This window comes from Myxococcus sp. AM009, from assembly GCF_013372605.1.
Classification (GTDB): domain Bacteria; phylum Myxococcota; class Myxococcia; order Myxococcales; family Myxococcaceae; genus Myxococcus; species Myxococcus vastator.
This window is the reverse complement of the sequence record NZ_JABXEP010000036.1, coordinates 1-25,927: the sequence shown is the minus strand read 5'-3', so window position 1 is coordinate 25,927 and position 25,927 is coordinate 1. Positions and strand designations below refer to the sequence as shown.

Sequence of the window (25,927 nt, the reverse complement as noted above, 5' to 3'; positions counted from 1 at the left end):
CTCAGGCGGCCGGCGGCGGCTCGGCGTCCGCGCGCACCGCCACCTGCCCGCCGTGCACGTCCAGCCAGAGCGTGTCGTCCGCCGCCGCGCCCCGCACCAGCGAGCCGTCCGTGGTGGTGAGCACCACCTGCGCGCCGCTCTGGGCCAGGTAGCCCATCAGGTAGGCGTTGCGCTCGGGGTCCAGCTCGCTCGACACGTCGTCCAGCAGCAGCAGCGGCAGGAAGCCCATCGCGGCCTCCAGGTTCTCGATTTCGGCGATCTTCCAGCCGAGCACCAGCGCCCGCTGCTGTCCCTGGCTCGCGTAGGCCCTCGCGCTGCGGGCCCCCAGCGTCACCGAGACGTCATCCGCGTGCGGCCCCACCGAGGTGAAGCCCCGCTCCATGTCCCGGCGCAGGCGCGCGGCGAGGCTCTCCCGCAGCATGGCCGCCAGCGCCGGCTCGTCCGCGGCGGCGAAGTCGCCCTCCAGATGCGCGGGCCGGTAGTGGTACACGGCCGGGTCCACCGTGCGGCCAATGGAGGCGAAGGTCGCCTGCGCCCTGGGCGCCAGCTCCGCCATCAGCGCGCGCCGCCGTGAATAGATGCGCGCGCCGGCCTTCGCCAGCGTCTCGTCGTAGGCCTCCAGGTACACCGCGTCCACGGTGTGCCCTTCGCGCAGCAGGCGGTTGCGGTTCTTCAAGGCCCGCGCGTACTCGCGGCTCTCGCGCAGGAAGGCGGGGAAGCGGTTGAACACCGCCCTGTCCAGGAAGCCGCGCCGCGAGTCTGGCCCGCCCTTCACCACCTCCAAATCATCCGGCGTGAAGGCCACCACGGACACGCCGCCGAAGTAGTCCTCCAGGCTGGAGGCCTTCTTCCCATCCACGAAGGCCTGCCGCGTGCCGCCGCCCACCTCCACGGCGATTTCACGCTCGGCGCCCTTGAGGAGGAAGCGGCCCGTCACCCGCGCGCCTTGCGCGCCCCAGCGCACCAGCTCCGACAGGCGCCCCGCGCGCAGGGGCTTGAGCGTGGCCAGGAAGTAGAGGGCCTCCAGCAGGTTCGTCTTGCCCTGCCCGTTCTGCCCCACCGCGATGGTGGCGTGGGCGCTGGGCGCGAGCTGGACCTGGGGGAGGTTCCGGAAGTCGTGGACGTGAAGCGCGAGGAGGCGCACGGCCCCCTCCGTATCACCTCTCCGCCCTCCGGCGGGGGACCTATCTGGCGGACCGCAGCGGCAGCTCCACCACGAAGGTGGCGCCCTCGCCGGGCCGGCTGTCCACCTGGATGGTGCCGCCCAGGGCCTCCACCAGCGTGCGCGTCACGTACAGCCCCAGGCCCATGCCGCCGTAGTTCCGCTCGGACACGGCGCGCTCGAACTTCTGGAAGATGCGCGCGTGGGCCTCCGGGTCGATGCCAATGCCCCCGTCCTTCACCCACAGCCGGGCGCCCGTCCCAACAGGCGCCACGTCGATGTGCACGGGCGCGCCCGCGCCGTACTTGAGCGCGTTGGACAGCAGGTTGGAGACCACCTGCTCCAGCCGCAGCCGGTCCCACGCCCCCTCGAGTCCTTCGGCCCGCGTGACGTGCAGCTCGCAGCCGGCGCGCGCCGCCTCCAGCTCGAAGCGCGCGGCCACCTCGCGCACGAGCGAGGGCAGGTCCACCGGCTCGACCCGGAGCTTCAGCCGGCCGGTGCTGATGCGCGACACGTCGAGCAGCCCGTCCACGAGCTCGGCCAGGCGTGTCACCTGCCGGCGCATGGCGTCCACCTCGCGCCCGTAACGCTGGGCCAGCGCGGACGCCGGGTCCGCGTGGATGGCGCGCGCGAAGGACTGGAGCCGCAGCCCCAGCGACGTCAGCGGCGTCTTGAGCTCGTGGCTGGCCACGGACAGGAACTCGTCACGGGCGCGCACGGCCTCCTTGAGGTGCTGCTCCACCGTCTTCAGGCGGGTGATGTCCAGGAAGGGAATCACCACCACGGACGGGTGGCCGTGCATGGCGGGCAGTATCTCCGACGAGATGCTGAGGGCGTAATGGCCCGCGGGCGTGTGCCACTGGACCTCCAGCCCGTCCAGCCGCTCGCCCCGGGCCGCGCGGGTGGAGGGGATTTCATCCACGCTCAGCCGCCGGCCCGCCAGGTCCGTGACGTGGAAGTGCTCGCCATACGCGGTGGCGGGCACGTCCTTGGGAATGTTCAGGCCGTAGAGCCGGTCCGCCGCGGCGTTGGAGAAGTTGAGGTCGCCGCTGGCCGGGTCCGCCATCACCACCGGCATGGGCATCAAATCCAGAACGGCCTCCAGCCACTTCTGCTGGCTCTCCACGGCCTGGCGCGCGAGCACCTGCTCGGTGACGTCGAAGGCGAAGGTCACCAGCCCGTCCACGAGCCCGCGCTCGTCGCGCAGGGGCTCGAAGATGATGTTCCAGAACTTCGTCTCGACGTGGCCCGCGCCCTCGTAGTCGATGGTGACGGGGTACTCCCGCGCGATGGCGCGCTCGCCCGTCTCCAGCACGCCCCGGTGGAGGCTCAGCAGCTCCGGGGACAAATCCGGAATGGCCTCCTCCTGGGTGCGCCCGTTGAGCTCGCGTCCGCCCATGAGCTTCTGGAGCAGCGGGTTGGCGAACTCGTAGCGTAGCTCGTGGCCGCGCAGCACGTTGATGGCCACGGGGGCCTGGGTGAAGACCTGGAGCAGGTTGCGCCGCTCCACCTGCGCCGCCTCGCGGGCCGCCAGCTCCGCCGTCATGTCCTGGTAGGCCACTGCGATGTGCGTGACGCCGCCGCTGGAGGCGACCAGGGGGAAGCAGGTGCACGAGATGGCGATGCGCCGCGCCTCGGCGGGGGCGCGGATGTGCTCCAGCTCCTTCACGTCGTACCAGAACACCGGCGTCTGGACGCGCTCGCCCGACACGGCCCGCTGGAGCAGCTTCGCGTAGCCCAGCCGCGCGAGCAGCTCATCCTTGAAGAGGCTGTACTCGGGCGGCGGCGCCGCGCCGAACATCGCCAGGAAGGCGGGGTTGGTGAGCAGGCAGTGACCGTCCGAGGTGAAGACGGCGTAGGGCACCGGCGAATGGGTGAACAAGCCTTCGAGCAGCGCGAGCGAGTCAGGCACCTCGGCGAGCTGCTCGCGCAAGGAGCGGGGCTCCGTCGCCGAGGGCCCGCTGCGCATGTCCTGACTCCAGTGCTGGCCCGTTCGCGTCGCCACGGGCCCAGGGCCTAGCAGAGCCACCCGGGGGCTGCCCAGTCTCCACCGTGTCCGTCCGCCTGCCCACCGCTGCCCCCTGGCACGCACATTGTGATGGTGCACCGGGGAGCCCATGCCAGGATGCACGCACCATGGCGGACTCCCTCAAGACCTTCTTTGACGCGCGGCTCGTCGAACGCCTCGCCGCGTCACTCCACGCCGCGGCGCCGACCTTCCCTCGCGCGGCCTTCATCCGGGAGGCGGCGAAGGGCCTGGATGGCCATGAGCTGATGGACCGGGCGCGTCATATCGCTGGCGCGCTGCACCGTGCGCTGCCCAGCGACTACCCGGAGGCCGTGGAGGTGCTGCTGCGCTCGCTCGGCCCCCGGACGGAGGCCACGGAGGGCGGGGCCATGGCCTCCTTCTTCTACCTGCCCCACACGATGTACGTGGCGGAGCACGGCCTGGCGCACTTCGAGCCGTCCATGCGCGCGCAGCACGCGCTCACCCAGCGCTTCACCGCGGAGTTCTCCATCCGGCCCTACCTGGAGCGGCACACCGCCCGGACGTTGGCCCGGCTGCGTGAGTGGACGGAAGATTCGAGCGAGCATGTCCGGCGGCTCGTGTCGGAGGGCACGCGCACGCGCCTGCCGTGGGCCTCGCGGCTGCGCGAGTTCCAGAAGGACCCCTCGCCCGTGCTCGCGCTGCTGGAGCGGCTGAAAGACGACCCGGCGCTGTACGTGCGCCGCTCGGTGGCCAACAACCTGAACGACATCGGCAAGGACCACCCCGGCCTGCTGGTGCAGGTGGCGACGGCGTGGATGAAGGACGCCACGCCGGAGCGGGAGTGGTTGGTGCGTCATGCGCTGCGCTCGTCCATCAAGCGCGGCGAGCCGGCGGCGCTGGCGGTGGTGGGCGCGCGGCCTCCGTCGGGCATCGAGGCCCGGGTGACGAAGCTGCCCCGCCGCGCGGCCCTGGGTGACACGGTGGAGGTCCACTTCGAGGTGGCCAATCGCTCGAAGCAGCCACAGACGCTGGTGGTGGACCTGGCCGTGCATTTCCAGAAGGCGAACGGCGAGGCGCGGCCCAAGGTGTTCAAGGTGCGTGAGCTGCTGCTCGGCCCGGGACAGGCGGAGACGGTGAGCAAGCGCGTCTCCTTCGCGCAGCTCACCACGCGCAAGCACTACGCAGGACCGCACCGCTTCGAGGCCCTGGTGAATGGACAGGGCTTGCCGCTGGGCGTGGTTCAGGTCAGCGGGTAGGAAGCTCCTGGCAGGCGATTCCCTCCAGTCCGAGGCGCCTCACCGCATCCACGAACCGCTCGGTCCCGATGAGCATCGTCGCGAAGTTCGCGAGCCGGAACACGTCTACGTCCGCCGGGAGCGAAGCCGCGGCAAGGATGGGTTCGTCGGGTCGAGCAAAGGCGCGCCGCCCACAAATCGGACAGGGCGGAGGTCCATCGGATGGAATGCACTCCGGATGCAGCAGACCGCGTGGCCCCAGCTGAAGGTCCAGCAACTCTAGCGGTTCCTTCTTGCGGAATCTCAGTTCCGTCCGGCCACCGAGCAGTCCGCGAACACCTTCAACTCGCAGCCGCTCCACCGCATCGCGACGCACGAGCAAGAGCGCGGTTCCCTCCCAGGTGAATGGACCGAATTCGCCAGACGCCGTGCCCACCAATGGGCCGAAGGCCGCGCCAGGTGGTAGTTCCACGTCCCGGGGAGCGAAGGGGCGCACCCGTTCGCGAAGGCGAGAGAACTCCGTAAACGACTCAGGTCGGGCCTTCTCGAATTCGACATGCTCCGGCAGGTGCGACAGGTCCACGAGCGGATAGTGGTTCCCCCAGGAGCTCCAGGTCGTGCCGCAGGTCGAGCACTTCACGCCGGGGAGACTCCACTTATGCGCGGCGTTGAAGCTGCTACTGAAGGCGGCCGTCGCCGCTTCGTCTTCGTGCAGCCAGAAGAATCGGGTCATCGCTTTCCGCCGCGCGCTCCCCTCTCGCTAGACAATGACCCAAGCCAGGATGGGTGCGCATGCCGGCGACCCTATCCTGCCTGGAGCGGCTCCTCAGCGACCGTGTCCTCTCCACTTCAGACAACGCGGACCTCTCACCGTGGCCCGAAAATCTTCACCAGCTTGTTGTAGACGCCCATCACCAGCAGGGGCGCCACCCACTGGCCAATGAAGCGACTGGGGCGCGAGCGGCCCGTCACTTCCAGGATGAAGGACGAGGCCATCGCGGCGAGGCTCGCCACCAGGAACACGTGTGAGGGCACCTTCGCCGTCTGCTGCTCAATCAACCGTGTCAGTGACGGCTCGGCGTGCTCGGCCCGCACCACTGGGGGCACGTCCCTGTAGTCCTGCTCCGACGCCCGGCTCGCCGGGTTGACGTCCGTCTCCATGCTCCCTCCCAGGGCGGGCAGGCAGGCCCGCCGCATGCAGCGCTCTTCCGCCAGGCGGCGCCATGCAGCCCGGTGGAGAGGTCCCCATCATGGTGTGACCGATGGAGGAAAAGGGCGAGATGGCGAACGAGTCCATGCACACAGACGCCGGCCAGTCAGGCGACCTTCAGCTCCCTGAAGAGGGCGCGGGCCCCCTGCTCCAGCGTGACTACTGGGCGGTCATCCAGCGCTGCCGGGTCTCCCCCGAGGAGATCATGCGCTGGGTGGCCGTGCGCTTCGCCGAGTTCGCGCCCGCCGAGCTCTGCGTCTTCGAGCGCAAACAACAGGAGCGCGAAGGCCAGCCGCTGGCGCTGAACGAAGAGCTGACGGTGAAGATTCAGGGCGCGGGCACCTTCGCCGTGCGCGTCATCCACCAGGACGCCCAGAGCTTCACGCTCGGCACGCTCCACGGGCACCCGGAGGCGGGCCGCATCACCTTCGGCGCTTACCGGAACGCGCGCGGCGATGTCATCTTCCACATCCGCAGCCGGGCGCGCTCCGGCTCGACGCTCCACTACCTCGGCTTCGTCACCGCCGGAGACGCCATGCAGACCAACACCTGGACCGAGTTCGTCCTGCGCGCCGCGCTGACGGCCGGCACCGGAGTGCATGGCGTCATTCACGCGGACACCACCGAGCTGGAGGACGAACCGCCCGGCGGCGACACCGTCCACGGGCCCACCTTCGTGGCGCGAGGAGACGGAAGACAATGATTGAGTGGCGCTGGTTCTCCGGCTGGACGGAAGCGGAAATGGTGCCCCGGCTGGCGCGGGCTCGCACGCTGGAGCGCAACTTCCCGGAGGTCTCCGGGGAGATGACGCTGCAGGGCGGGTGGAGCCAGGTCCGCTCGGAGAGCGTGCTCGGCCGCGAGCCACCAGGGCGCCCTGTCCCGGGCGGCCTCTTCGAGCGCGCCCAGCAGGTGCTGGAGACCTTCGACTTCTCCGACCCGCGCATCGTCGCCTGGCACTTCTCCGACGAGGAGCCGATGCAGGGCCGCACGGTGCTGCTGGAGCTGCGCTCGCTGGGCCAGCAGCTGCGCTACCTGTGCGGCGTGCGGGTGGGCGGCGCGCGCGAGGAGCATGGCGAGGTGTGCAGCATCTTCGGCTTCAGCTTCGAGACGCTCCAGGGCCACATCGAGGCCGGGCGCGAGTGGTTCCTGCTCAAGAAGGACCACGCGAGCGGCGAGGTACGCTTCCACATCGAGGCGGCCTGGCGTCCCGGCCAGTTCCCCAACTGGTGGAGCCGGCTGGGCTTCACCCTGGTGGCCCCGCGCTACCAGCGCGCGTGGCACCGGCTGACACACGTGCGGGTGCGCGAGCTGGCGCTGAAGCACCCGGAGCTCGTCGGCCAGCACGCGAGCCACGGCCAGTTGGCGCACTCCGGCCATGCGCTGGGGACGGCCCCGGTGCAGTTCTTCGCGCAGCGGGCGCCAGGACGGCGAGAAACGCAGTTGGAGGAGGAGATAGAGGCCATGAATCGAGGACACGGGTTGAGGGCCCTGGGATTGGGCGTGCTGGCGGGGATGCGGAGCATGAGCGCGCCGACGCTGGCGAGCCGCTGGCTGATGAAGACGCAGCCTGACAGCGCGGACCGGCTCACCCGGGCCCTGGCGCATCGCTGGACGCCGCGCGTGCTGGGGCTGCTCGCCGTGGGTGAGCTCATCGCGGACAAGCTGCCGATGACCCCCGCGCGCATTACCGCCGTGCCGTTGACGGGCCGGATGTTGTCGGGCGCCCTGGCCGCGGCCTCGGTGACGACGGAGCATCGGCGCGGCATGCGGCTCGCCGCGGCGGCCCTGGGCGCCGTGGCAGCGCTGGCGTCGAGCTGGGCCTGCTATTCGCTGCGGCGCGCCGCGACGAAGAAGCTGGGCGTGCCGGACGTGGCCGTGGCCCTGACGGAGGACGCCCTCCTCGCGGGCCTGGCCTCGCGGCTGCTGCCCATCCGCGAGCATCAGGCCACGCTGTCACCCGCGTGACGGCCCCGCGCGGGCCACGGACGCCAACGTCAGCGAGCTCCACGCGGCCAATACCGGCCGCGGCCCAGGGATGTCGCCAAAAGTTCCCGAATGCAGGACGCGGAGCGACGTCCTCACCGCCCGCGCCACGCCGCCGCGCGGGCCGCGTGCACCAGCGCGGGCAGGTCCTTCACGGCCGAGCCCGCGTCGGCCCCGGCCTCCGCCGTGGGCACGCGCGCCCGCTCGGGCGAGAACAGACGCGCGGGTGTCTGGCCCTGGCCACGCAGGAGGATGAACAGCCGCAGCGCGTCCCGCAGCCGCTCCACGTCCTCGCCCTGCTCGCCTCGAGCCCGCTGCGCCGCGTTCCACAGCCGCGCCCACGCGGTCTCCTCGTTCCAGGCGTCCACGGGACGTTCGCGGGACAGCAAGGCCAACTGCGCGGCCAGTTCGAAGAGCCCCGCGCGCCCCTCGCCGAAAGCCTCGCAGGCCGAAAGCCGCACCTCCTCGGCCACATCCACGCCCGCGCCGCCCGACTCCTCTGGACGGCTGGCGCTCGCGTGCCCCACGGGCCAGCCCATCCGCGAATCGTCGCCCCTGCGCCCCCCCGTGGGTGGCTGCGGGCCAGGCGCCGCGGACGGCCCAGGCCCGCCAGTCCGCGGCTCCGCGCCGCGCCCCTCGCGCGCAGCCAGCCACACCAGCAGCGACGGCACCTCGGCGTCCGTGGGCACCACCGGCGCCAGCCGCTCCGCCAGCACGCCGCGCAGCCGCGCCCAGGCCACGCCCCGCCAGAAGGCCGCGTGCAGCAGCAGCTCCGGCCCGCTGCGCGGCACCCGCCGCGGCGCCCGCGAAACCCGGGCCAGCAGGAAGCGCTTCACCTGCCCGCGCGTATCGAAGTGCGCCAGCCGCTGCCACAGCGCCGCCAGCGAGACCTCCGCCAGCGGCAGGGCCCGCTGGAGCGCCTCCGCCTCCTCCACCGTGAAGGGCAGCCCCCCGTCCGGCGCGGGCCGCTTGAAGACGTGCTCGAACACCTCCGCGGCGGCGCACGCGGCGCGCAGCTCCGGCAGGTTGCGCGGCAGCAGCTCCACCGCCCGCGCCCAGCTGTGCCGCCCCAGGAGCGGCCCCGCCTCCAGCACCGTCTCTTCCAGCTTCAGCAGCGCCTCGCCCAGCGTCGCGGGCCGCCCTTGCGCGGGCAGCCGCTTGAAGGCCACGCGTTGCACGCCCTCCCGCAGGCGCTCCACCTCGCGCATCAGCTTCATGGGCGCGGCGCTCGCCGGCCACCCCTCCGCGGCGGCGCGGCGCTTCAGCGCGGCCAGGGTGGCGTCCACCTCCGGCTGCGCGCGCGCCACCTCCAGCAGCAGCTCGAACTGCGAGCGCACCCGCTCCTTCCAGAAGAAGGACGCCAGCATGCCGCGCAGGGCGCGATAGCGCAGCCGCGTGGCCTCCAGGAGGTCCGCGCGGTCTTCCAGCCGGGCGCGCAGGTGGTCCGGGTGCGTGGCCATGCCCTCACCATAGGAAGGCGCCGGCCGGGTGTCAGGCCCCCACGGGGCCCAACGCGTCACGAGTGAACGGAGCGGGCCCCCTCAAGGGCCCCTGGCCGACTCACACGCGCATGGGCATGACGACGGCGGTGAAGCTCCGGTCGCCAGGGGCGTGGAGCACGCCCGGGCTGTGCTCGTCACCCAGCTCGAAGGAGACCTCGTCCGTCTCGGTGACGGCGAGCACATCCATCAGGTAGCGCGCGTTGAAGCCGATGGTGATGCTGTTGCCGCGGTAGGCCAGCTCCAGCACGTCCTTGGCCTCGCCCAGGTCCGGGTTGCTCGCGGTGATGATGAGCTGGTTCTCCTCCAGGCCGATGCGGACCGCGTTGCTCTTGTCCGCCGACAGCAGGGCGATGCGCTTGAGGCTCTCCAGCAGGCGCACCTTGGGCACCAGGACGACCTTCTCCCCTTCCTTGGGGATGACGCGCTGGTACTCCGGGAACTGGCCGTCGATGAGGCGCATCACCATGGTGAGGCCCGGCTTCTTGAACAGCGCCGAGTTCTCCGCGAAGCCCAGGTGGCACTCCGCGTCCGGCGCCTCGTCCAGCAGGCGCTTGAGCTCCATCAGGCCCTTGCGGGGGATGATGACGCCGCTCTTGAGCTTGAAGTCACCCGGCAGCTCGCGCTCCACCAGCGCCAGCCGGTGGCCGTCGGTGGCCACCATGCGGACCTTCCCGGTGGCCTGGGGCTCGAAGAAGACGCCGTTGAGGATGTAGCGCGTCTCGTCGCTGGAGATGGCGAACTGCGTCTTCTTGATCATCTCCAGCAGCGTGTTGCCCCCCACCTGCACCAGGGGCGCGTTCTCTTCCTTCGGCAGCTTGGGGTACTCCTCGGCCGCCATGCCCACGATTTTGAAGTGGGCCGAGCCGCTGGAGATGTCCACGTAGTTGTTGGCCAGCTTCTTCAGCGTGACCTGCGCGTCCGGGAGGTTCTGGACGATGTCGAAGACGTACTTGGCGCTCAGCGTGACGGCGCCCGTCTTGAGGACCTCGGCCGGGTGCTCGGACACCACGCCGATGTCCAGATCGAACGCGGTGACGGTGATGCCGCCCTTGTTCGCGGTGACGAGCACGTTCGCCAGGATGGGCATCGTCGTCTTGCGCTCCACGATGCCCTGGGCGCGGTAGAGGGCCTTCTTCAGCTCGTCGGCGGCGATGCGGAATTCCATCGGAGGGCGTCCTTACGGGTCTCGGCCGCGAAGGCCGATCTACGAGGCCGGATGTAGCCCCTGCACTCCAGTCCGTCAACGAACCCGGAGCGACGCTGGAGCATCCATGTCCGCCTGCAACTGACCGCCAGTCATCAATTCGCGAGACAGACTGGCTCCTGGCGGCGAGCCGGAGCACACTGGCGCCCCTTTCCTCCCCTGGAGCCCGTCATGAACAGCCGCTCGCTGGTGCTCGCCGCCCTTGTCCTTGGCTTCGTCTCCGGATGTAACAAGCCGCCCGCCGCGACGTCCTCGCCAGCGGCGAGCGAGAAGGCCCCCCCCTCCAGCGAGAACGGAACGCCCCCCATGAACTCACCGACCCGCGATGACTCCCCGCCCAAGCAGGGTGAGAGCACTGTCTACATCGTCAAGGACAGCGGCGTGCGCTGCTTCGCCCCGCCCTGCCCCACCTACAACGCCTTCCCGGTGGACACGCCGGACGCGGAGCCCATCCCCGTGCACGAGCTGGAGCTGTCAGCGGTGACGAAGGGCTCGGACGCGCAGACGGAGGCGTTGATCCGCAAGACGCTGGACGGCACGGGGCTCAAGGTCCAGGGCACCCTGGAGACGCGGCCCAACGCGGGCCCGGCGGGCGCTGCCACGGTCCTGCGCGCCAGCAAGGTCGAAAACTGAAACCACCCTTCCGGGCGGGCCTCAGATGTGGAGGCCCACCTGGATGCCGGGCCAGTGCTGGAGGCGTTGATCCGGCTCCGGATGGTTCTCCCGGAAGGAGAACCGGGTGATGGCGTCGAAGTCCGACTCGCCCCAGGAGAACCACGCGTTGTACGTGGGCCCGGCGAACACGGCCAGACGCGACAGGAACTGGAAGCCCAGCATCAACCGGGCCTGCCCCAGCACGTTGCCACCGTCACCCTCCAGCGGGTTGCGCACCGGCTGGACGGCGCCGCCCGTCACGTCCAGGTCCACCCAGAGCCGCTGGGACAGCGTCATGTGCCCGCCCACGCCCGCCGCGAAGCTGAAGCGCGCGTCGCGGCCCGGCTCCAGGCCCGCCATCAGCGTGAAGTAGACAGCGCCGCCGCCCAGCTTCACGCCCATGTTGGAGACCTGGATGTCGCTCACCCAGAACTCCATGTGCGTGGACCCCCGGCGCAGCCCCCGTGAGGCCGGCTCGGGGACGTCCTCGCCCACCTGTTGGGCGAAGGCGCCCCGCTCGCCCATCAGTGAAAGGCGGGGGGCGTACCGGGAATTGGCGGCGGCTGTCCCCGCCCACAGCCCGAATGCGAGGAGCGCAAAGGATTTCATCACTCCTGCTTTTCCAGCGTGAGGGAGGCCTGCGTCAAGTTCCCGGGCAAGGACAGCGGTGCCGAGGAAGCGTCGGGATTTCCAGACAACGCCTCCGCGGCGGCCAGCACCACCTCGACGTCGAAGGGCGCGTCGGACGAAACGAAGAAGAAGCGCTCGAAGCCCGGGGCGTCATCCAGCTCGTAGGCGCGCGGCAGCACCTGTGTTCCCGACGGAACCAGGGCCATGGCCTGGGGGCCCTCCTCCGGCGCATGGAGGGTGACGGCGCCGTGGCCGTCCAGGGAGACGATGACGCCATGCGAGCGGCCCGAGGCGATGTACGCCACCTGCACCACGTCCCCCGCGGCGGCGGCGGCCCCGTCGGCGAGCCGCTCCGGGCGGGCGGTGGACTGCCGGTGGATGACCAGCTGCGGCGCCAGCCCCTTGATGCGCGTCACCTCCCGGGTGTCCCCCGGGGCCGTGCCCTGCCCTGTTTCGGAGGAAGGCAGGGCCACCATGACCAGCGCCACCGCGGCGAGCGCCGGCACCAGGCCCCACGCGGGCGACAGGCGGAAGGCCGGGCGGGGCGTGTCCCGCCGGGCCACGCGCGCCTCCACTTCGCGGGCCACCCGGGCGGGCGGCAGCGTCTCCAGCGTGGCGCGCGTGTCGGCCTCCAGCGCGGCGAGCCGGGACAGGCCCTCCGGCTCCGAGGCCAACCGGGCGCGAGCGGCTTCCAGCTCCGCGGGCGGCAGCTCGCCCAGGGCGATTCGTTCCAGCAACCAATCTGGGGTGCGGTGGTGGGCGGATGTCATGCGGCCTCCAGCTCCAGCTCCTGCAGCACTGCCGACAGCGCCCGCAGGCGCTTGCGCACGCCGGACACGGACAGCCCCACTTCGCGGGCCGTCTCCTCCAGCGTCATCCCATCCACCAGGTGCAGCACGGCGATGTCCTGACTGGACGCGGGCACCCGGCCGAAGAGCCTGTCCAACAGGCCGCGCGCGGCGGCGCGGGACTCGGGGTCCTCGGCGGAGGCAATCTGCAGCACCAGCTCGTCCTCCCGGTCCTCCGGGCGCCGCTTCGCGCCGCGCAGCCTGTTGAGGCACACCGTGGTGGCAATGCGGTGCAGCAGGCTCGACGGCGCCGCGTCCTTCAGCGCGCCCTGGTAGCGAAGCAACTGCACGAACACGTCGTGCATGGCGTCCACGGCCTTCTCCTCGTCACGCAAGAGGAAGCGGCAGCGCCGGAGCACCTGGGGGCCATAGCGCCGGTAGTAGGCCTCCACATCGATTGACACCGCTCGCTCGCCTCCCTCGGTTGCCGCGGACAGGGAAACACCGCGGCCTCGGTGAACTGTCACCCGGACTTTTCAGTCCCGTGTTTCCCGGGGGCTTCCCTGGAATCAGCGCAGTGTCCATGTACCCAGGTACAATGCCGCCCCTTCGATTCGGTAAAAGCTACAAGCAAGCAGGCACACGAGCGCGAGCAAGAAGGGCCGAGCAGTGTCAGGTTGGCGATGAAATCGAGGCGGGTTCGCTGTAACTGAGAAACACAACCCCGATACTTGCCCCCTCGACCTGCCCTCCACCGCGCCCGTGCTCACCTCCAACGACTCCGCCCTGACCGGCCTGCTGAACGCGTATCTCTCAGCGCAGCTCGCCGGGAACCGGCGTGAGGCGTTGCGGCTGCTCGTGGACGAGGGACTGCTCCGAGGCATCCCCCTCCAGACGCTGCACCTGGAGGTCATCCAGCCCGCCCAATATGAAATCGGCCGGCTGTGGCAGGAGAACCGCATCTCCGTGGCGCAGGAGCACCTGGCGACCGCCGTCTCGCAGCTCGCGCTCGCGCACCTGTACCGGCACCTGCCCAGGGACCCGTTCAACGGCAAGGTCGTCCTCGTCTCCTGCGTCCGGGGCGAGCTGCATGAAATGGGCGCGCGCATGGCCAGCGACTTCATGGAGATGGCCGGCTTCGACGTGCGCTTCCTGGGCGCCAACGTTCCACCGGAGCACCTGGCCCGAATGGCGGCCGAGCTTCGCCCGGACCTGGTCGCCCTCTCCGTGACGATGACGTACCACCTGCCCGCGCTCCGCGAAGCCGTGGCGCACGTGCGCAAGACACTCCCCGATGTCCCCATCGCCGTGGGCGGCCTGGCCTTCAACTGGGCACGCGGACTGGAGGAAGAGCTGGGCGTGAACTTCTTCGGCAAGGACGCGCGGGAGTTCGTCGCGTCCGCCTGCCGGGTCCTGGGAGTCTGAAGGCACCATGGAGAGCGTGAGCAAGAGCGTGGAAGCACAGGCGGACCGGCTGGCCACCGCCTCTCAGGAGGCCCTCTATCTGGACCCCTTCTGGGCCGCCCGCTACGGCCTGGAGCGCGCGCGGCGCTTCGGTGACGAGGACGCGCGCTTCCACGTCCGCTACCTGGTGCAGGCCCTGGACGAGCACCGCGTCTCCGTCCTGGAGGGCTACGCCCGCTGGCTGCGCACCCTGCTGGTGTCGCGTGGCATGTGCTCGCGCCACCTGGACCAGCACTTCGCCGGGCTGGCCGCCGCGCTGGCCACGGCAGGGTGGGGCCCTGGCAGCGCCCCCCACGACTACGTGAGCGCCGCGCGACAGGCCCTCCGCTACCTGGAAGGTCCGGCCCAGCCGCTGGAAGAGGAGGCGCCCGAGCTCGCCCGCGCCGCCGCGGCGCGCCTCACGCTCTACATCATCCCCGAGGACCGGCCCCGCCTGGAGGAAGAGCTCCAGTTGCAGCTGTCCTACGTGGCTGACGCGCTCGCCGCCGGGAAGTCCGACCTGCTGGGCGACCATGTGCGCTGGTACGCCGGCTTCTGGCCCCGGCGCGGTTTTGGCCTCCTGGCATTTCCCAGCGTGCTGGGCATGTTGAAGTCCGTGCTGGGCTCACGTCACCCCGAAGCACGAATGCTCCTCGCCGAGGCGGGAGTGTCCTGGGAGGAGACCCGTTCATGAGGCAACTCGCCCCCACCGAGCCACTGTTCTTCGACGACCTCAGCCGCGAGGTCGCCCTGGCCTGTGACACGGGAGGCACCCTCACCTGGGTGGACGCCCGCGCCCGGAACGTCCTGGCCGCCGAGCCCGGGAAGTCCCTGCGCGCCCTGGCGGCCCAGGGCACCGAGGAGAAGGTGGACCGGCTGCTGGTCCAGGCGCGCGACGAGAAGGTGGAGGGCTGGGAGCTCATCCTCTGCCGCGACCAGACGCCCTCCACCTTCGCCTTCCGCGCCCGGCCCCATGACGGGGGCGTGCTGCTGGTGGGCAGCCTGGTGCCGGAGGACTACGGCAGCGCGCTAGAGCGGGTGAGCACCACCCTGAGCGAGGTGTCCACGCTCCACCGGGAGACGGAGCGCCAGCAGCGCGAGCTCAAGCGCCGCGCGGACGAGCTGGCCCGCCTCAACGGCGAGCTGGAGGAGTCCAACCGCGGCGTGCGCAGCCTCCACGCCGCGCTGGATGAGAAGGCTGAAAGCCTCCAGCTGGCCGCGGAAATCAAGAGCCGCGTGGTGACCAACGTCAGCCACGAGTTCCGCACCCCGCTGCACTCCATCCTCGGCCTGTCGAAGGTGCTGCTCAACCCCATCAATGGCCCCCTCAGCGACGAGCAGGAGAAGCAGGTCCAGTTCATCCGCAACTCCGCGGAGGCCCTCTTCGAGCTGGTGAATGACCTCCTGGACCTCTCCAAGATGGAGGCCGGCAAGGCGGCGCTGCGCCACAGCCGCTTCGTGGTGCACGACGTGCTCAGCGCGCTGCGCGGCATGATGAAGCCGCTCCTGCCGCCAGACGCGCCGGTGGAGCTGCGCCTGGTGGAGCCGGACGCGCCGCTGGAGCTGGAGACGGACGAGTCCCGGCTGAGCCAGGTGCTGCGAAACCTGGTGTCCAACGCGCTGAAGTTCACCGAGTCCGGCCACGTCACCGTCTCCGCCGCGCCTGGCCCCCGGGACACGGTGGTGTTCACCGTGCAGGACACGGGCATCGGCATCGCGCCGGAGCACCACGAGCGCATCTTCGAGGAGTTCTCGCAGGTGGAGAGCCACCTGCAACGCAAGGCGAAGGGCACCGGCCTGGGCCTGCCGCTGGCACGCAGGCTGACGGAGCTTTTGGGCGGCACGCTCACCCTGAAGAGCGCGCTGGGTCAGGGCGCCACCTTCACCATCACCCTGCCGCGCGTCCACATGGAGGTCACGGAGATGACCGGCCTGACGGCGCGCAGCGAGCACCTGGACCCCAGCCGGGCCCCGGTGCTGGTGCTGGAGGATGACCGGCAGACGCTCTTCCTCTACGAGAAGTACCTGGCGCGCTCCGGCTTCCAGGTGCTGCCGGTGCGCAGCACGGAGGAGGCGCGGCGCGTGCTGGAGCGCGTGCGCCCCGCCGCCATGGTGCTGGACGTCATGCTGGAGGGCGAGACGAGCTGGAGCTTCCTGGCGGACATGAAGAACAACGAGGCCACCCGCGACATCCCCATCCTCGTGGTGACGGTGACGGACCGCGAGCAGAAGGCCCGCGCGCTGGGCGCCGACGAGTTCTGGCTCAAGCCGGTGGACGAGGCGCAGCTGCTGCGCAAGCTGCAGGCCATGGCCCGCACCGGGCCGGTGGAGCGCATCCTCATCATCGACGACGATGACGTGCACCGCTACCTGCTCAAGCAGCTCCTCAAGGACATGCCCTACGTCCTGCTGGAGGCCGCTGGCGGCAAGGAAGGCGTCCAGCTGGCGCGGGACAAGTCTCCGCACCTCATCTTCCTGGACTTCGTGCTGCCGGACATCACCGCCTTCGACGTGCTGGACGAGCTGAAGGCGGACCCGCGCACGCGGGAGGTCCCCGTCATCCTCCACACCTCGCACGAGCTGAAGGAGGACGAGCGCACGCGGCTGGCGAAGGAGACGGCCGCCATCCTGTCCAAGCACACGCTGAGCCGCGAGGTGGCCATCACCCGCATCCGGGACGCGCTGTCCAAGGCGGGCCTGGGCTCCCAGGCGCTGCTGCAGGAGGCAAGCCGCCGTGGTTGAGCCCCGCCAGGCCACCGTCCTCAACGTCAACGACGACGACGCCAATCGCTACCTCGTCAACCGCCTGCTGTCGCTGGCGGGCTACAACGTGCTGGAGGCGGCCACCGGCATGGCCGCGCTGCTGCTGGCGCAGCAACACCGCCCGGACGTCGTCATCCTCGACGTGAAGCTGCCGGACATCAGCGGCTACGAGGTCTGCGAGCGGCTGCGCGCCGACCCGCACACCGCCTCCATGGCGGTGCTGCACACCTCCGCCACCTTCGTCACCTCCGACAAGAAGGTGCGCGGCCTGGAGGGCGGCGCGGACGCCTACCTCACGCAGCCCTTCGAGGGCGCGGAGCTCGTCGCCACGGTGAAGTCGCTGCTCCGCCTGCGCCACGCGGAGCAGGTGGCGCGCCACCGCGCCAACGAGCTGGCGGAGATGGACCGCCGCAAGGACGAGTTCCTGGCCATGCTGGGGCACGAGCTGCGCAACCCGCTGGCCGCCATCATGACGGCCATTGGCATCCTGGAGCGCAGGCCCGCCGGCGATGACAAGGACGCGCGCATGCGCGGCATCATCCAACGCCAGGCGACCCACCTGGCGCGGCTGGTGGATGACCTGCTCGACGTCAGCCGCATCACCCGCGACAAGGTGGAGCTGCGCCCAGGCCGCGTGGACCTGGTGCCCGTGCTGCGGCAGGTGCTCCAGGTCATGCAGCCCCTGGCGGAGTCGCGCGGGCTGGGCCTGGACGTCACCCTGCCCTCCGGCCCGCTCTGGCTGCGGGCGGATGCCACGCGGCTGGAGCAGATCTTCACCAACCTGCTCGACAATGCCCTCAAGTACACCGACGCGGGCCGCGTCCGCCTGCACGTGGAACAGGAAGGCGTGGACGGCTCGGCCCAGGCGGTGGTGCGGGTGCAGGACTCTGGCATCGGCATCCCGCCGGAGGTCCTGCCGCACATCTTCGAGCTGTTCGCGCAGGCGGACACCTCGCTGGAGCGCACCCGCGGTGGCCTGGGCATTGGCCTGACGCTGGTGCGCAAGCTGGTCCAGCTCCACGGCGGCGAGGTGACGGCGCGCAGCGACGGCCCCGGCCACGGCAGCGAGTTCGTGGTGAAGCTGCCGCTGGACCCCACGCTGGGCGCGCCCGCGCCCGCGCGCAACGCGGTGGACCTCCGCCGCGCCCGGCGCGTCCTGGTGGTGGAGGACAACCCGGACGCGCGTCAGGCCATGCGCGACCTGCTGGAGCTGTGGGGCCACCAGGTGACGGTGGCGCCGGACGGCCTCCAGGGCGTGGCGCTCGCGGTGTCGCAGCCACCCGAGCTGGCGCTGGTGGACATCGGCCTGCCAGGGTTGGACGGCTACCGGGTGGCGCAGACGCTGCGCGCCCAGGTGGGCAACGGCATCCGGCTGGTGGCCATGACGGGCTACGGCGACCCGGAGGGGCGGGACCAGGCGCTGCGCGCCGGGTTCGACCGGCATCTCATCAAGCCCGTGAAGCCTGACGAGCTGGACAGAATCCTCTCCGAGCTGTGAGGGATTGAAGCGACAGGGGTCAGCGGCGGTTCAACGCGTTGGCCACCAGTCCCAGCAGCTTCACCTTCGCGGGCTCCAGCGGACGCACGGTGCGCAGCAGGCGCCGCACCTCGGGGCGCTCCTGTGGAGCGGTGGACGCCTCGCCAGGGCGCGCGACACCGTTGACGGCGTTCGCCGAGAGCCCCAGGAGCTCATCCGCGGAGACGTGCAGTTCGTGGCACAGCTTCAGCAGCGTCTGCACGCTGGGAAGCATTCCGCCGCGTTCCAGGCGCCCGTAGACCTCGGTGGCCACATCGATACGCTCGGCCACGTCCGCCTGGGTGAGCTCCAGGCGGGTGCGAGCAACGCGCGCAGCAGCTCCGATGGTGGTTGCGAGTTTCTTGTCCATGCCTTACCGACCCGAAACGTTTGGCCGCTGGCATAGGACGTATGGGGGCAGACAGACAGAACTTGCCGGGTCAGCCTCCAATTGTCCACCCATAGGGTTGCTGTGCACGAGGTGGACTCGCGGAGTCCATCCACGACGCGCGGCGAGGGCCTTTTCTCGACGGAGAACGTCGGGTGAGGGGCCTCCGCGAGCCTCCCGAACCCACGCGGTCTCCGGGCTGGCGGGAGAACCTGCTGCGTTGTGCGGCGACTTTCCTACGGTTCCGTCGAGTCCTGCACGCTGTCCCGCCCTCTAGGGTTGGTTCATGTTTTCAGCGTGCGCATAAGCGGTTCGCCACGCCTCATATCTATCCGGAAATACAGGACTTGATGAAGGACGGGAGACCCCACCGGGTGTGCGAATCCTTGGTGGGCTGATACCGGGGGTGTTTCCAGACTCAGGTGAACGAGCGCGGTGGCGAGCCGGCGGGTACGCTGGGGGCCGATGGCGGTCGGCCGGAATCTGCTGGTGAAGCTGTGCGTGGCGATGGGCGTGGTGGCGCTGCCGCTGCTCGTCGTCATCCTGGGGTTCGTCCTGCCGCAGCTGCGGGAGCAGCTTCGCGAGGACCGCATCCTGGGACTGCGGCAGGCGGTGGAGACGGCCTACGGCGTGCTGGAGGTCCATGAGGCCCGGGAGCGGTCGGGCGCGCTGACGCGGCAGGAGGCGCAGGCGCAGGCGGCGGCGCTGCTGGAGCAGCTGCGCTACTCGCGGGTGGAGTACTTCTGGGTCAACGACCTGGACACGCGGCTCGTGATGCATCCGCACCTGCCGGACATGCTGGGCAGGGACTTGAAGGGCTACCGCGACGTGCGCGGCAAGCCGGTGTTCGTGGACATCGTCACGCTGGCGCGAGCGCAGGGCGAAGGCGCGGTGTCCTACGAAGCGACGCGGCCGGGCTCGCCGGAGGCCATTCCGAAGGAGAGCTACGTGAAGCTCTTCGCGCCCTGGGGCTGGGTGCTGGGCACGGGCGTGTACGTGGAGGACCTCGAGCGCGAGGTGGCGGCGGTGCGCCAGCGCATCCTCCTGGCGGTGGGCGGCGCGCTGGTGCTCGCGCTGCTGGCCGGCGCCTACCTGTCGCGCCGGGTGGTGCGGCCGGTGCGTGAGCTGGCGCAGGCGGCGCACCGGGTGGCGCGCGGGGATTTGGAGACCCGGGTGGAGGTGCGCTCCTCGGATGAGGTGGGCCAGCTGGCGGCGGCCTTCAACACCATGGTGGCGGGGCTGCGCGAGGTGGTGGCGGCGCTGGTGGATGCGGCGGGCGCCACGGCGGCGGACGCGGAGCGCATCCGAACCTCCGCGGAGGCGTTGTCGGCGACGACGCGGGAGCAGTCGGACTCGCTCCAGCACGCGGCGCGGACGGTGCAGGACATGAGCGCGCGCGTCTCCCAGGGAGCGGAGGCGGCGCGCACGGCGGCGAAGACGGCGGCGGACAATGGACAGGTGGCGCGCGAGGGTGGCGCGGCGGTGGGCCAGGCGCGGCGGAAGATGGCGCAAATCGTGGAGGTGGTGGAGGAGGCGGCGCGGACGGTGGAGCGATTGCAGACCTCCGGCCGGGTGACGGCGGAGATGTTGCGGCTCATCCAGCAGGTGGCGGAGGAGACGCAGTTGCTGGCGGTGAACACCGCGATTGAAGCGGCGCGCGCGGGCCAGCACGGCAAGGGCTTCGCGGTGGTGGCCGGCGAGGTGCGCAAGCTGGCGCACCGGACGCGGGATGCGGCGGGGCAGGTGCAGACGCTGCTGGGCCGGAGCGAGGCGGACACGCGGGCGGCGGCGGACCTGATGCGCCAGGGCACCACGGCGGTGCACGAAGGACTGGGCCTGTCCTCGGCGGCGGGAGACGCGCTGTCGCGGCTGCTCGCCGGCGTGAATGAGATTGGCGGCAAGGTGGAGCGGATGGCGGACGAGAACACGCGCCAGTCCGAGTCAGGGGAGCGCATCGCCGGGAGCATCCAGGCGCTCTCGGTGCGCTCGACGGAGTCGGTGGCCGGCGTGCAGCAGATTGCCCGCTCCGTGGAGGATTTGCGGGCGCGGGCCTCCAAGCTGAAGGAGCTGGCCGGGCGCTTCACGGCGCGGGGGTGAATGGTGCGCGGTACGCTTGGTCGCTATCCTTTAAGGAATGCGCCACGAACGGTGCTTGCTCTTCGCCACCCTCTGGTTCGCCGCGTGCGCTGGCACCCCTGGATGCCCCGTGAAGCCGAGCACTATGGCTTCGCGAACGCTACCAGCCGGCGTGTCTGGGTCCGAGGGCCCTGGGAGGCCATTTCCCCTTCCGATGACATTGACGTGGTCATCGACCAACTCTGCCCCGCCATCATGCGGCTACCGGGCGCGACGGACGGCGACTATGGCCAGGAGTACTGCGGGGCGCTCTATACCCTGGGCGATGGCATCTACCACGCGAGCTTCCCGTCCCCACTGGGTACGAAACGCCCGGTGGGCCCCAGCAGGCGAACGACCTGCTACGCGCCCATGAGCGTCCAGGACACACGCGGCCGGGCATCAGTCATCGCCGACTATCACAGCCACCCCTGGTCACCGTCCCCCATGTCGGAAGAGGACCGCAGGGCGAACACCCAGCGGTACTTCATCCGCATCCAGTTTGATGCCCGGTGCATCGTCCATAAGCTCGTCCCCCATGCGAATGAGGCCCGGCCTAGCGAACTATACGTCCGGGAGGCTCAGCAATGGAGGCTCGTTGGACGCATCCTTCCCGAAGACAAGGCCACCGGCCGCATCACCACGGTGACGGAATGAAGTCCAAGCTCCTTGCACTCTGCATGTTGCTGTCCGGATGTGTCCCCCGCTCCGCGACGCTCCCACGCGCCGCACCGGAAGAAGCCGCGTGGTTCAAGTTCCCGGACGCGCTTCCTGCTGACGGCCGACACGCGCTTCCTTCGGCCACGGCGGCCGCCATCCAGTTGGCGATGGATGATTTCCGTCCCAGGCACGTTCGCCTTCCGGGCAACGCCTCCCCCGCGGAGGTCTGTTTGAACCAGCGGCAGTCCTATGACGTGAGGACCTCCCCCATGCCAGAAGGCATCCTCCTCGTTCGTTTCTCCGTCAGCTCAGGTGCCTGCATGCAAGAAGGCCCCGTCACCGACATGGGCGCCACCTATACGGTGGACACTCGCGCGTGGCGCATCCTGGCGGTGCAGCAGCCATGACGCACTCTGGGCCACTTTCGCTCCTCGTGCTCGGAGCCCTGTCGATGGGCTGCGCCACGACCGCGCCGATCCTTCCCCGAGCGACACCCGAAGAAGCAGCGGGGTTCACCTTCCCACTCGAGCTCCCATCGGAAGGGATGCTCCACCTGGAAGGGAACACCGCCGCGGCCATTCAGCTCGCCATGGATGACTTCAGGCCACGCGGTGCAGCCATCCCCCCGGGTGTTCGCCCCGACGAGGCCTGCCTCTACCTGCCTCAGTCCTACGACGTGACTTCCGCACCGGGGCCGGAGGGCGTGGTCTTGGTTGAGTTCCAGCAGAACGACACCGCTTGCCCGCCTTCACTCGCGCTCTCCGTGGAAGCCATCTCCGGCAAGCCGCTTCGGGAGATCACGACCTACGCCGTGGACGTCCGGGCCATGCGCATCCTGGCGGTGGGCGTCCAGACTCGACCCAGGCCCTGACTGACGGCCTCTTCCGTCGGCGGTAGGGTCGCCACTACTACGGGCGGCCCGGCACGAACGGATGCGCAGCCGCCAGTAGCACGGCCTTGGGGAAGACTTGTGGGCAACTCAGGGCGCGCCGTGGGCGGCGCCGAGCGCGCGCCGGTCCACCTTGCCGGCGGAGGTCCTCGGAAGGGCGTCCACGAAGCGAACCAACCTGGGCGTCTTGTAGCGCGCGAGCCGTCCGTCGCAGAAGCGCAGCAGGACCTCCGCCGAAGGCGCGGTGCCCGGCCGGGCGACGACGAGCGCGCGCGGCGTCTCCCCCCACTTCGGGTCCGCCACGCCGATGACGGCGACCTCGGCCACGTCGGGGTGCCCCGCGAGGACGCTCTCCACCTCCGATGGGTAGATGTTCTCACCGCCGGAGATGATGAGGTCCTTGCTGCGACCCACGATGCGGAAGCAGCCCTCCGCGTCCCGCGTGGCCAGGTCGCCAGTGTGCAGCCAGCCGTCCGCGAAGGTGCGGGCGGTGTCCTCGGGCCGACGCCAGTAGCCAGCGCACAGGTGAGGGCCTCGCAAGAGCAGCTCGCCCACGTCGCCCGGCTGCGTCTCACCGTCGATGCGGGCCTCGACGTGGAACAGGGGCACCCCCACCGCGCCCGGCTTGCGGCGCACGTCTTCCGGCGGAAGCCAGAAGTTGTTGGGGCCCGCCTCGGTGAGGCCATACCCCGTCTTGAAGTCCACGCCCCGAGCGAAGAAGCGCTCGAAGACAGGCTCCGGGCAGGGCGCGCCGCCGCTGATGACCAGCTTGAGGCGTGAGAGGTCCACGGCATCGAAGCGCGGGTGGCGCTGCATCTCGATGAACATGGTGGGAACGCCGAAGAAGAGGCTCACCACGCCCCGCTGCACGAGGTCGAACACGCCCTCCACGTCGAAGCTCCGGCACACCACCGATGCGCCGCCGACGTAGGCCAGCGGCGCGGTGAAGACGCTGAGGCCGCCCGCATGGAACAGCGGCGCATTGAGGATGGCCACATCATCGGCGGTCAGTCCCCAGCCCATCACCGTGTTCACCGCGTTGGCGGTGATGGAGCGGTGCGTGAGCACCGCGGCCTTCGGCAGCCCGGTGCTTCCACCTGTGTAGCAGAGCACCCACGGGGCATCCGCCTCCAGCTCCAGCGGAGGAAGAGGCGCGTCCCGCTGCGTGTCGCGCTCGGAGAAGGCGCGCTCGCCCGGCCCTGGAGCCGCGAGGCTGAGCCAGTGACGCACGAAGGACGCGCCAGGCCGCACGGCGTCCACCTGGGCGCGGAACTCCGGCCCGGAGACGAACACGGAAGGCTCTGCATCGGCGAGCAGCCCACCCAACTCCGCGGCGCTCAGCCGCCAGTTGAGCGGCTGAAGGACGGCGCCCAGCTTCGCGCACGCGAAGAAGAGGTCGAGGAACTCGACGCAGTTGTAGGCGAGCACGGCGACCCGGTCCCCTCGTCCCACGCCCAGCCCATGGTGGAGGAAGGCGGCGGTACGCGAAGCCGCATCGTTCCATTCCCGAAAGGAGATGCGCCGCTCGCCATGGTCGGCGTCAATGAGGGCGGTACGCTCAGGGGCCAGCGCGGCACGCCGGGCCAGCCAGTCATGGACGATGGGCATGGTCTCCACGCTAGCTGAGGAGGCCCCGCGGCGCTCCGGTTGGAGGTTTGAATGGAGTTTGAGTCTACCCTCCACTGTGCAAGGTAGACTCAAACTCCCCTCAAACTCGCTGGGTTCACGCATGATGCAAGGCCAAGGAGCCAGGGAAAAGACGCATCGACCTTGTCGCTTCCATTGACGCCTGCCTCCGTCCAAAAGAAGCCGCGCGGCCACTTATGAGTCCCTTCTGGCGGAAGCTGCTCATCGCAATGGCCTTCCTGTTGTGCGCGGAAGCAGGAGCCGCCTCCACACGGCTGCCGCGCGCCGAGCGCACCCGCCGCGCGAAGTCCTCCGCCACCCTGGAACAGTCACTCCTCGCGGCCGTGCGGGACACGGGCTTCGACCAGGTGCTCGACTTCAAGCGCGCCGGTGCGCGCATCGCCCATGTGCCCTACGTCGACGTCGCCGTCATTGAACTGGACGCCCGGAGCCGTCCCACTGCCGCCGCCAACGTGCTGCTGTCTCGCGACTACCCGACTGGCGTCATCGTCCCCATCGACGTCGCAACGCTGGGCACCACGGCGGTGCGCTACTCGGCGTGGAATCTGGACCGCTGGGACAGCGGCGCCCAGGACACCACCCCCACGGAAGCCCTGGTCCCCGGACGAGACAAAGCGCCGCTCCGCTTCATGGCGCCGTACCCCGCCTCGCTCTTCAAGTTGCTCATCGCCTTTCGCGTCCTCCGGTGGGTGGACCAGGGTCACCTCACGCTGGACCAGCCCTGGCGCTTCCTCCGGGACACCGAGGACAAGGGTACGCGCCTGATACGTGACTGGCTGGAGCCGATGGTGACTGAATCGGACAACACCGCCACCGAGGCCCTGGTGAAGCTGCTCCACGCGCAAGGCGCGATGGCGGGCCTCAACGCGGAGCTGGCGGCGCTGGGCCTGGACACACTGCAAATCCACGGCACGTCCCCGGTGACGGGCCGGAGCTGGAACCCCGGCCAGATTCACATGACGGCGCTGGATACCGCGCGGCTGTTGCTGCTCATCGAAGGAGGCCCCGGCGTCCTCTGGCGCACCGCCTCCGGCCGCGAGGTGACGGCGAAGGCGCTCTCTGGCGCGTCCAGGGCCCACCTCCAATCCCTGCTCGCCGACCAGGCCCTGCATGAAGCGCTGTCCTCCACGCTGCTGTGCGGAGACGCCCGCGTGGAGCCAGGCATCCCCGCGGCGGTCCCAACGCGCTGGGTGCACCCCGAGGACGGCACGGTGACAGCGGCGGAGACCGCCTTCGGCCGGGACACGCGCCCCTGCAACGCGACGGCGGAGGTCACCTTCCTCCACAAGACAGGGCTGACGGAGAACTACGGCAGCGACGGCGGCATCATCCGCGCCCTGCCCGGCAAACCCTGGCGCCGATACATCGTCGTGTTCCTGTCCAACCTGGGCTACCGCTACTACGACGCGAAGGTGGCTGACGCGGCTGACTTCGCGAAGGGCGAAGACGGCTTCCCTTACGTCAGCACGTCCATCAGCTACACGCAGCGCATCCCAGCCCTGGGCCGCCGCATCGACGCGATGATGCGGGAGCGCCAGCGAGCCCGGCCTCCGCCCCCGAAGGACGCCGCGCGCCAACAAGCGCCCCGCCCCGCTCGATAGGCAAGGGGGCGCTCGAACAGGGAGCGCACGCCCTCACGGCACCAGCACCAGCTTTCCCACCGTGCCGCCGGACTCCAGGGCCCGGTGCGCGTCCGCCACCGCGTCCAACGGATACGACTTCACCGGTGGCGGCACCAGCTTCCCCTCCTCCAGCCAGCCCAGGAGCCGCGCCATGGACTCCTCCAGCACGGCGCGCTGCTCGAACAGGTACGACAGGTTGAACGCCAGCACGCTGGTGTTGTCATTGGTGAGCGTCAGCGGATCAAACCGCGGCGTCCTCAACCAGTCCCAGGCCAGCTTCGCGTAGTTCGGCCGGCCTCCCGTGCGCGGCAGCATGGAGTGGAAGCCGTAGATGACGAGCTTCCCCGGCGACGCCAGGTGCTTGTAGCTGTCGCGCAGCGTGGACGGCCCGTTCGCGTCCAGCACCACGTCATACCCTCGCGGCGCCGCCCGCTCCGCCGCGGCCCACAAGGCCTCCCGGCTCTTGTCGATGACGACCGCCGCCCCCTGCGCGAGCGCCGTCTCCACCTTGTGCGTCCCACCCACC

Annotated in this window: 25 protein-coding genes; 13 read left to right on the top strand and 12 right to left on the bottom strand. The window is 70.4% G+C overall.

Translation table 11 applies throughout. The annotated features are described in order from the left end of the window. Nucleotide 1: 1 nt before the first annotated feature. Nucleotides 2-1,144: a DNA replication/repair protein RecF gene (locus HV824_RS11790; protein ID WP_176418701.1), complete on the bottom strand. Its 1,143-nt coding sequence runs from the start codon at nt 1,142-1,144 to the stop codon at nt 2-4. 40 nt (nt 1,145-1,184) lie between these two features. Continuing rightward, nucleotides 1,185-3,131: a PAS domain-containing sensor histidine kinase gene (locus HV824_RS11785; RefSeq protein ID WP_176423300.1), complete on the bottom strand. Its 1,947-nt coding sequence runs from the start codon at nt 3,129-3,131 to the stop codon at nt 1,185-1,187. 167 nt (nt 3,132-3,298) lie between these two features. On the opposite strand from HV824_RS11785, the gene HV824_RS11780 reads away from it, so the two are divergent. Beyond that, nucleotides 3,299-4,408, top strand: coding sequence for a DNA alkylation repair protein (locus HV824_RS11780; protein WP_176418699.1), 1,110 nt, complete (start codon nt 3,299-3,301; stop codon nt 4,406-4,408). Here the strand turns inward: HV824_RS11780 and HV824_RS11775 are convergent. Both HV824_RS11775 and HV824_RS11770 read right to left on the bottom strand, forming a co-directional pair. Next, nucleotides 4,398-5,120, bottom strand: a complete 723-nt coding sequence (locus tag HV824_RS11775; RefSeq protein ID WP_176418698.1) for a double-CXXCG motif protein — start codon at nt 5,118-5,120, stop codon at nt 4,398-4,400. The genes HV824_RS11780 and HV824_RS11775 overlap by 11 nt on opposite strands. A 134-nt stretch (nt 5,121-5,254) precedes the next feature. Then, entirely contained in the window at nt 5,255-5,584 is a 330-nt protein-coding gene (locus HV824_RS11770; protein WP_163781164.1) for a hypothetical protein, read from the bottom strand. 83 nt (nt 5,585-5,667) lie between these two features. Here HV824_RS11770 and HV824_RS11765 point away from each other — a divergent pair, with 83 nt between their 5' ends. Next, nucleotides 5,668-6,300, top strand: coding sequence for a DUF1990 family protein (locus HV824_RS11765; protein WP_176418697.1), 633 nt, complete (start codon nt 5,668-5,670; stop codon nt 6,298-6,300). Continuing rightward, on the top strand, nt 6,297-7,562 hold the full coding sequence (locus tag HV824_RS11760; RefSeq protein WP_176418696.1) for a DUF1990 family protein: 1,266 nt from the start codon (nt 6,297-6,299) through the stop codon (nt 7,560-7,562). The genes HV824_RS11765 and HV824_RS11760 overlap by 4 nt, the downstream gene beginning before the upstream one ends. Before the next feature lie 113 nt (nt 7,563-7,675). On the opposite strand, the gene HV824_RS11755 is transcribed toward HV824_RS11760, so the two are convergent. After that, nucleotides 7,676-9,040 (bottom strand): hypothetical protein, encoded by a 1,365-nt coding sequence (locus HV824_RS11755; RefSeq protein WP_176418695.1) that lies wholly within the window; start codon nt 9,038-9,040, stop codon nt 7,676-7,678. 100 nt (nt 9,041-9,140) lie between these two features. Next, complete coding sequence (gene dnaN, locus HV824_RS11750; protein WP_176418694.1) at nt 9,141-10,247, bottom strand: DNA polymerase III subunit beta; 1,107 nt, start codon at nt 10,245-10,247, stop codon at nt 9,141-9,143. Nucleotides 10,248-10,457: 210 nt separating this feature from the next. On the opposite strand from dnaN, the gene HV824_RS11745 reads away from it, so the two are divergent. Next, complete coding sequence (locus HV824_RS11745) at nt 10,458-10,919, top strand: DUF6748 domain-containing protein (protein WP_176418693.1); 462 nt, start codon at nt 10,458-10,460, stop codon at nt 10,917-10,919. Nucleotides 10,920-10,940: 21 nt separating this feature from the next. Here the strand turns inward: HV824_RS11745 and HV824_RS11740 are convergent, their stop codons facing one another. From HV824_RS11740 to HV824_RS11730, 3 genes are read right to left on the bottom strand one after another with little or no spacing between them, the layout of a single operon-like run. Then, complete coding sequence (locus HV824_RS11740; protein ID WP_176418692.1) at nt 10,941-11,549, bottom strand: peptidase; 609 nt, start codon at nt 11,547-11,549, stop codon at nt 10,941-10,943. Continuing rightward, nucleotides 11,549-12,340: an ActD-like protein gene (locus tag HV824_RS11735; RefSeq protein WP_176418691.1), complete on the bottom strand. Its 792-nt coding sequence runs from the start codon at nt 12,338-12,340 to the stop codon at nt 11,549-11,551. Before HV824_RS11735 ends, HV824_RS11740 begins: the two co-directional genes overlap by 1 nt. Then, nucleotides 12,337-12,822, bottom strand: a complete 486-nt coding sequence (locus HV824_RS11730; protein ID WP_163781150.1) for an RNA polymerase sigma factor — start codon at nt 12,820-12,822, stop codon at nt 12,337-12,339. Before HV824_RS11730 ends, HV824_RS11735 begins: the two co-directional genes overlap by 4 nt. A gap of 298 nt (nt 12,823-13,120) precedes the next feature. Here HV824_RS11730 and HV824_RS11725 point away from each other — a divergent pair, with 298 nt between their 5' ends. Genes HV824_RS11725 through HV824_RS11710 form a run of 4 tightly spaced genes read left to right on the top strand, consistent with a single transcriptional unit; the run spans nt 13,121 to nt 18,062 of the window. Then, nucleotides 13,121-13,783, top strand: coding sequence for a cobalamin-dependent protein (locus HV824_RS11725; protein ID WP_176418690.1), 663 nt, complete (start codon nt 13,121-13,123; stop codon nt 13,781-13,783). A gap of 7 nt (nt 13,784-13,790) precedes the next feature. After that, on the top strand, nt 13,791-14,495 hold the full coding sequence (locus HV824_RS11720) for a hypothetical protein (RefSeq protein ID WP_176418689.1): 705 nt from the start codon (nt 13,791-13,793) through the stop codon (nt 14,493-14,495). Beyond that, the gene (locus tag HV824_RS11715; RefSeq protein WP_176423299.1) at nt 14,492-16,543 is read left to right on the top strand and encodes a hybrid sensor histidine kinase/response regulator; all 2,052 of its coding nucleotides are present in this window, start codon (nt 14,492-14,494) and stop codon (nt 16,541-16,543) included. Before HV824_RS11720 ends, HV824_RS11715 begins: the two co-directional genes overlap by 4 nt. After that, nucleotides 16,536-18,062 carry a response regulator gene (locus HV824_RS11710; RefSeq protein ID WP_176418687.1) on the top strand — a complete coding sequence of 509 codons (1,527 nt, stop codon included), beginning with the start codon at nt 16,536-16,538 and terminating at the stop codon, nt 18,060-18,062. Before HV824_RS11715 ends, HV824_RS11710 begins: the two co-directional genes overlap by 8 nt. Nucleotides 18,063-18,081: 19 nt before the next feature. On the opposite strand, the gene HV824_RS11705 is transcribed toward HV824_RS11710, so the two are convergent. Beyond that, nucleotides 18,082-18,450 carry a helix-turn-helix transcriptional regulator gene (locus tag HV824_RS11705; RefSeq protein ID WP_176418686.1) on the bottom strand — a complete coding sequence of 123 codons (369 nt, stop codon included), beginning with the start codon at nt 18,448-18,450 and terminating at the stop codon, nt 18,082-18,084. A 483-nt stretch (nt 18,451-18,933) separates the two neighbouring features. Here HV824_RS11705 and HV824_RS37955 point away from each other — a divergent pair, with 483 nt between their 5' ends. The 4 genes from HV824_RS37955 to HV824_RS11685 all read left to right on the top strand — a co-directional run bounded on the left by HV824_RS37955 (nt 18,934) and on the right by HV824_RS11685 (nt 22,114). Further along, nucleotides 18,934-20,565: a methyl-accepting chemotaxis protein gene (locus HV824_RS37955; protein ID WP_217917324.1), complete on the top strand. Its 1,632-nt coding sequence runs from the start codon at nt 18,934-18,936 to the stop codon at nt 20,563-20,565. A gap of 102 nt (nt 20,566-20,667) precedes the next feature. Further along, nucleotides 20,668-21,240: a hypothetical protein gene (locus HV824_RS11695; protein ID WP_255207962.1), complete on the top strand. Its 573-nt coding sequence runs from the start codon at nt 20,668-20,670 to the stop codon at nt 21,238-21,240. Beyond that, nucleotides 21,237-21,650, top strand: coding sequence for a hypothetical protein (locus tag HV824_RS11690; protein ID WP_255207961.1), 414 nt, complete (start codon nt 21,237-21,239; stop codon nt 21,648-21,650). Before HV824_RS11695 ends, HV824_RS11690 begins: the two co-directional genes overlap by 4 nt. 137 nt (nt 21,651-21,787) lie before the next feature. Then, nucleotides 21,788-22,114, top strand: a complete 327-nt coding sequence (locus HV824_RS11685; RefSeq protein ID WP_255207960.1) for a hypothetical protein — start codon at nt 21,788-21,790, stop codon at nt 22,112-22,114. A gap of 108 nt (nt 22,115-22,222) precedes the next feature. Here HV824_RS11685 and HV824_RS11680 read toward each other — a convergent pair whose 3' ends face one another. Further along, the gene (locus HV824_RS11680) at nt 22,223-23,740 is read right to left on the bottom strand and encodes a long-chain fatty acid--CoA ligase (RefSeq protein ID WP_176423297.1); all 1,518 of its coding nucleotides are present in this window, start codon (nt 23,738-23,740) and stop codon (nt 22,223-22,225) included. Between the two features lie 215 nt (nt 23,741-23,955). Between HV824_RS11680 and HV824_RS11675 the strand changes: the two genes are divergently transcribed. Beyond that, entirely contained in the window at nt 23,956-25,380 is a 1,425-nt protein-coding gene (locus HV824_RS11675; protein WP_255207959.1) for a serine hydrolase, read from the top strand. A 33-nt stretch (nt 25,381-25,413) separates the two neighbouring features. Here HV824_RS11675 and HV824_RS11670 read toward each other — a convergent pair. After that, the coding region (locus HV824_RS11670; RefSeq protein ID WP_176423296.1) for a zinc-binding dehydrogenase at nt 25,414-25,927 on the bottom strand (514 nt) is incomplete at its 5' end.

Bases quoted from the DNA above. Each gene is read 5' to 3' on its own strand.
- HV824_RS11785 (WP_176423300.1), bottom strand. From the start codon at position 3,131: ATGCGCAGCGGGCCCTCGGCGACGGAGCCCCGCTCCTTGCGCGAGCAG.
- HV824_RS11780 (WP_176418699.1), top strand. From the start codon at position 3,299: ATGGCGGACTCCCTCAAGACCTTCTTTGACGCGCGGCTCGTCGAACGC.
- HV824_RS11775 (WP_176418698.1), bottom strand. From the start codon at position 5,120: ATGACCCGATTCTTCTGGCTGCACGAAGACGAAGCGGCGACGGCCGCC.
- HV824_RS11770 (WP_163781164.1), bottom strand. From the start codon at position 5,584: ATGCGGCGGGCCTGCCTGCCCGCCCTGGGAGGGAGCATGGAGACGGAC.
- HV824_RS11765 (WP_176418697.1), top strand. From the start codon at position 5,668: ATGGCGAACGAGTCCATGCACACAGACGCCGGCCAGTCAGGCGACCTT.
- HV824_RS11760 (WP_176418696.1), top strand. From the start codon at position 6,297: ATGATTGAGTGGCGCTGGTTCTCCGGCTGGACGGAAGCGGAAATGGTG.
- HV824_RS11755 (WP_176418695.1), bottom strand. From the start codon at position 9,040: ATGGCCACGCACCCGGACCACCTGCGCGCCCGGCTGGAAGACCGCGCG.
- dnaN (WP_176418694.1), bottom strand. From the start codon at position 10,247: ATGGAATTCCGCATCGCCGCCGACGAGCTGAAGAAGGCCCTCTACCGC.
- HV824_RS11745 (WP_176418693.1), top strand. From the start codon at position 10,458: ATGAACAGCCGCTCGCTGGTGCTCGCCGCCCTTGTCCTTGGCTTCGTC.
- HV824_RS11740 (WP_176418692.1), bottom strand. From the start codon at position 11,549: ATGAAATCCTTTGCGCTCCTCGCATTCGGGCTGTGGGCGGGGACAGCC.
- HV824_RS11735 (WP_176418691.1), bottom strand. From the start codon at position 12,340: ATGACATCCGCCCACCACCGCACCCCAGATTGGTTGCTGGAACGAATC.
- HV824_RS11720 (WP_176418689.1), top strand. From the start codon at position 13,791: ATGGAGAGCGTGAGCAAGAGCGTGGAAGCACAGGCGGACCGGCTGGCC.
- HV824_RS11715 (WP_176423299.1), top strand. From the start codon at position 14,492: ATGAGGCAACTCGCCCCCACCGAGCCACTGTTCTTCGACGACCTCAGC.
- HV824_RS11705 (WP_176418686.1), bottom strand. From the start codon at position 18,450: ATGGACAAGAAACTCGCAACCACCATCGGAGCTGCTGCGCGCGTTGCT.
- HV824_RS37955 (WP_217917324.1), top strand. From the start codon at position 18,934: ATGGCGGTCGGCCGGAATCTGCTGGTGAAGCTGTGCGTGGCGATGGGC.
- HV824_RS11695 (WP_255207962.1), top strand. From the start codon at position 20,668: ATGCCCCGTGAAGCCGAGCACTATGGCTTCGCGAACGCTACCAGCCGG.
- HV824_RS11690 (WP_255207961.1), top strand. From the start codon at position 21,237: ATGAAGTCCAAGCTCCTTGCACTCTGCATGTTGCTGTCCGGATGTGTC.
- HV824_RS11685 (WP_255207960.1), top strand. From the start codon at position 21,788: ATGCTCCACCTGGAAGGGAACACCGCCGCGGCCATTCAGCTCGCCATG.
- HV824_RS11680 (WP_176423297.1), bottom strand. From the start codon at position 23,740: ATGCCCATCGTCCATGACTGGCTGGCCCGGCGTGCCGCGCTGGCCCCT.
- HV824_RS11675 (WP_255207959.1), top strand. From the start codon at position 23,956: ATGAGTCCCTTCTGGCGGAAGCTGCTCATCGCAATGGCCTTCCTGTTG.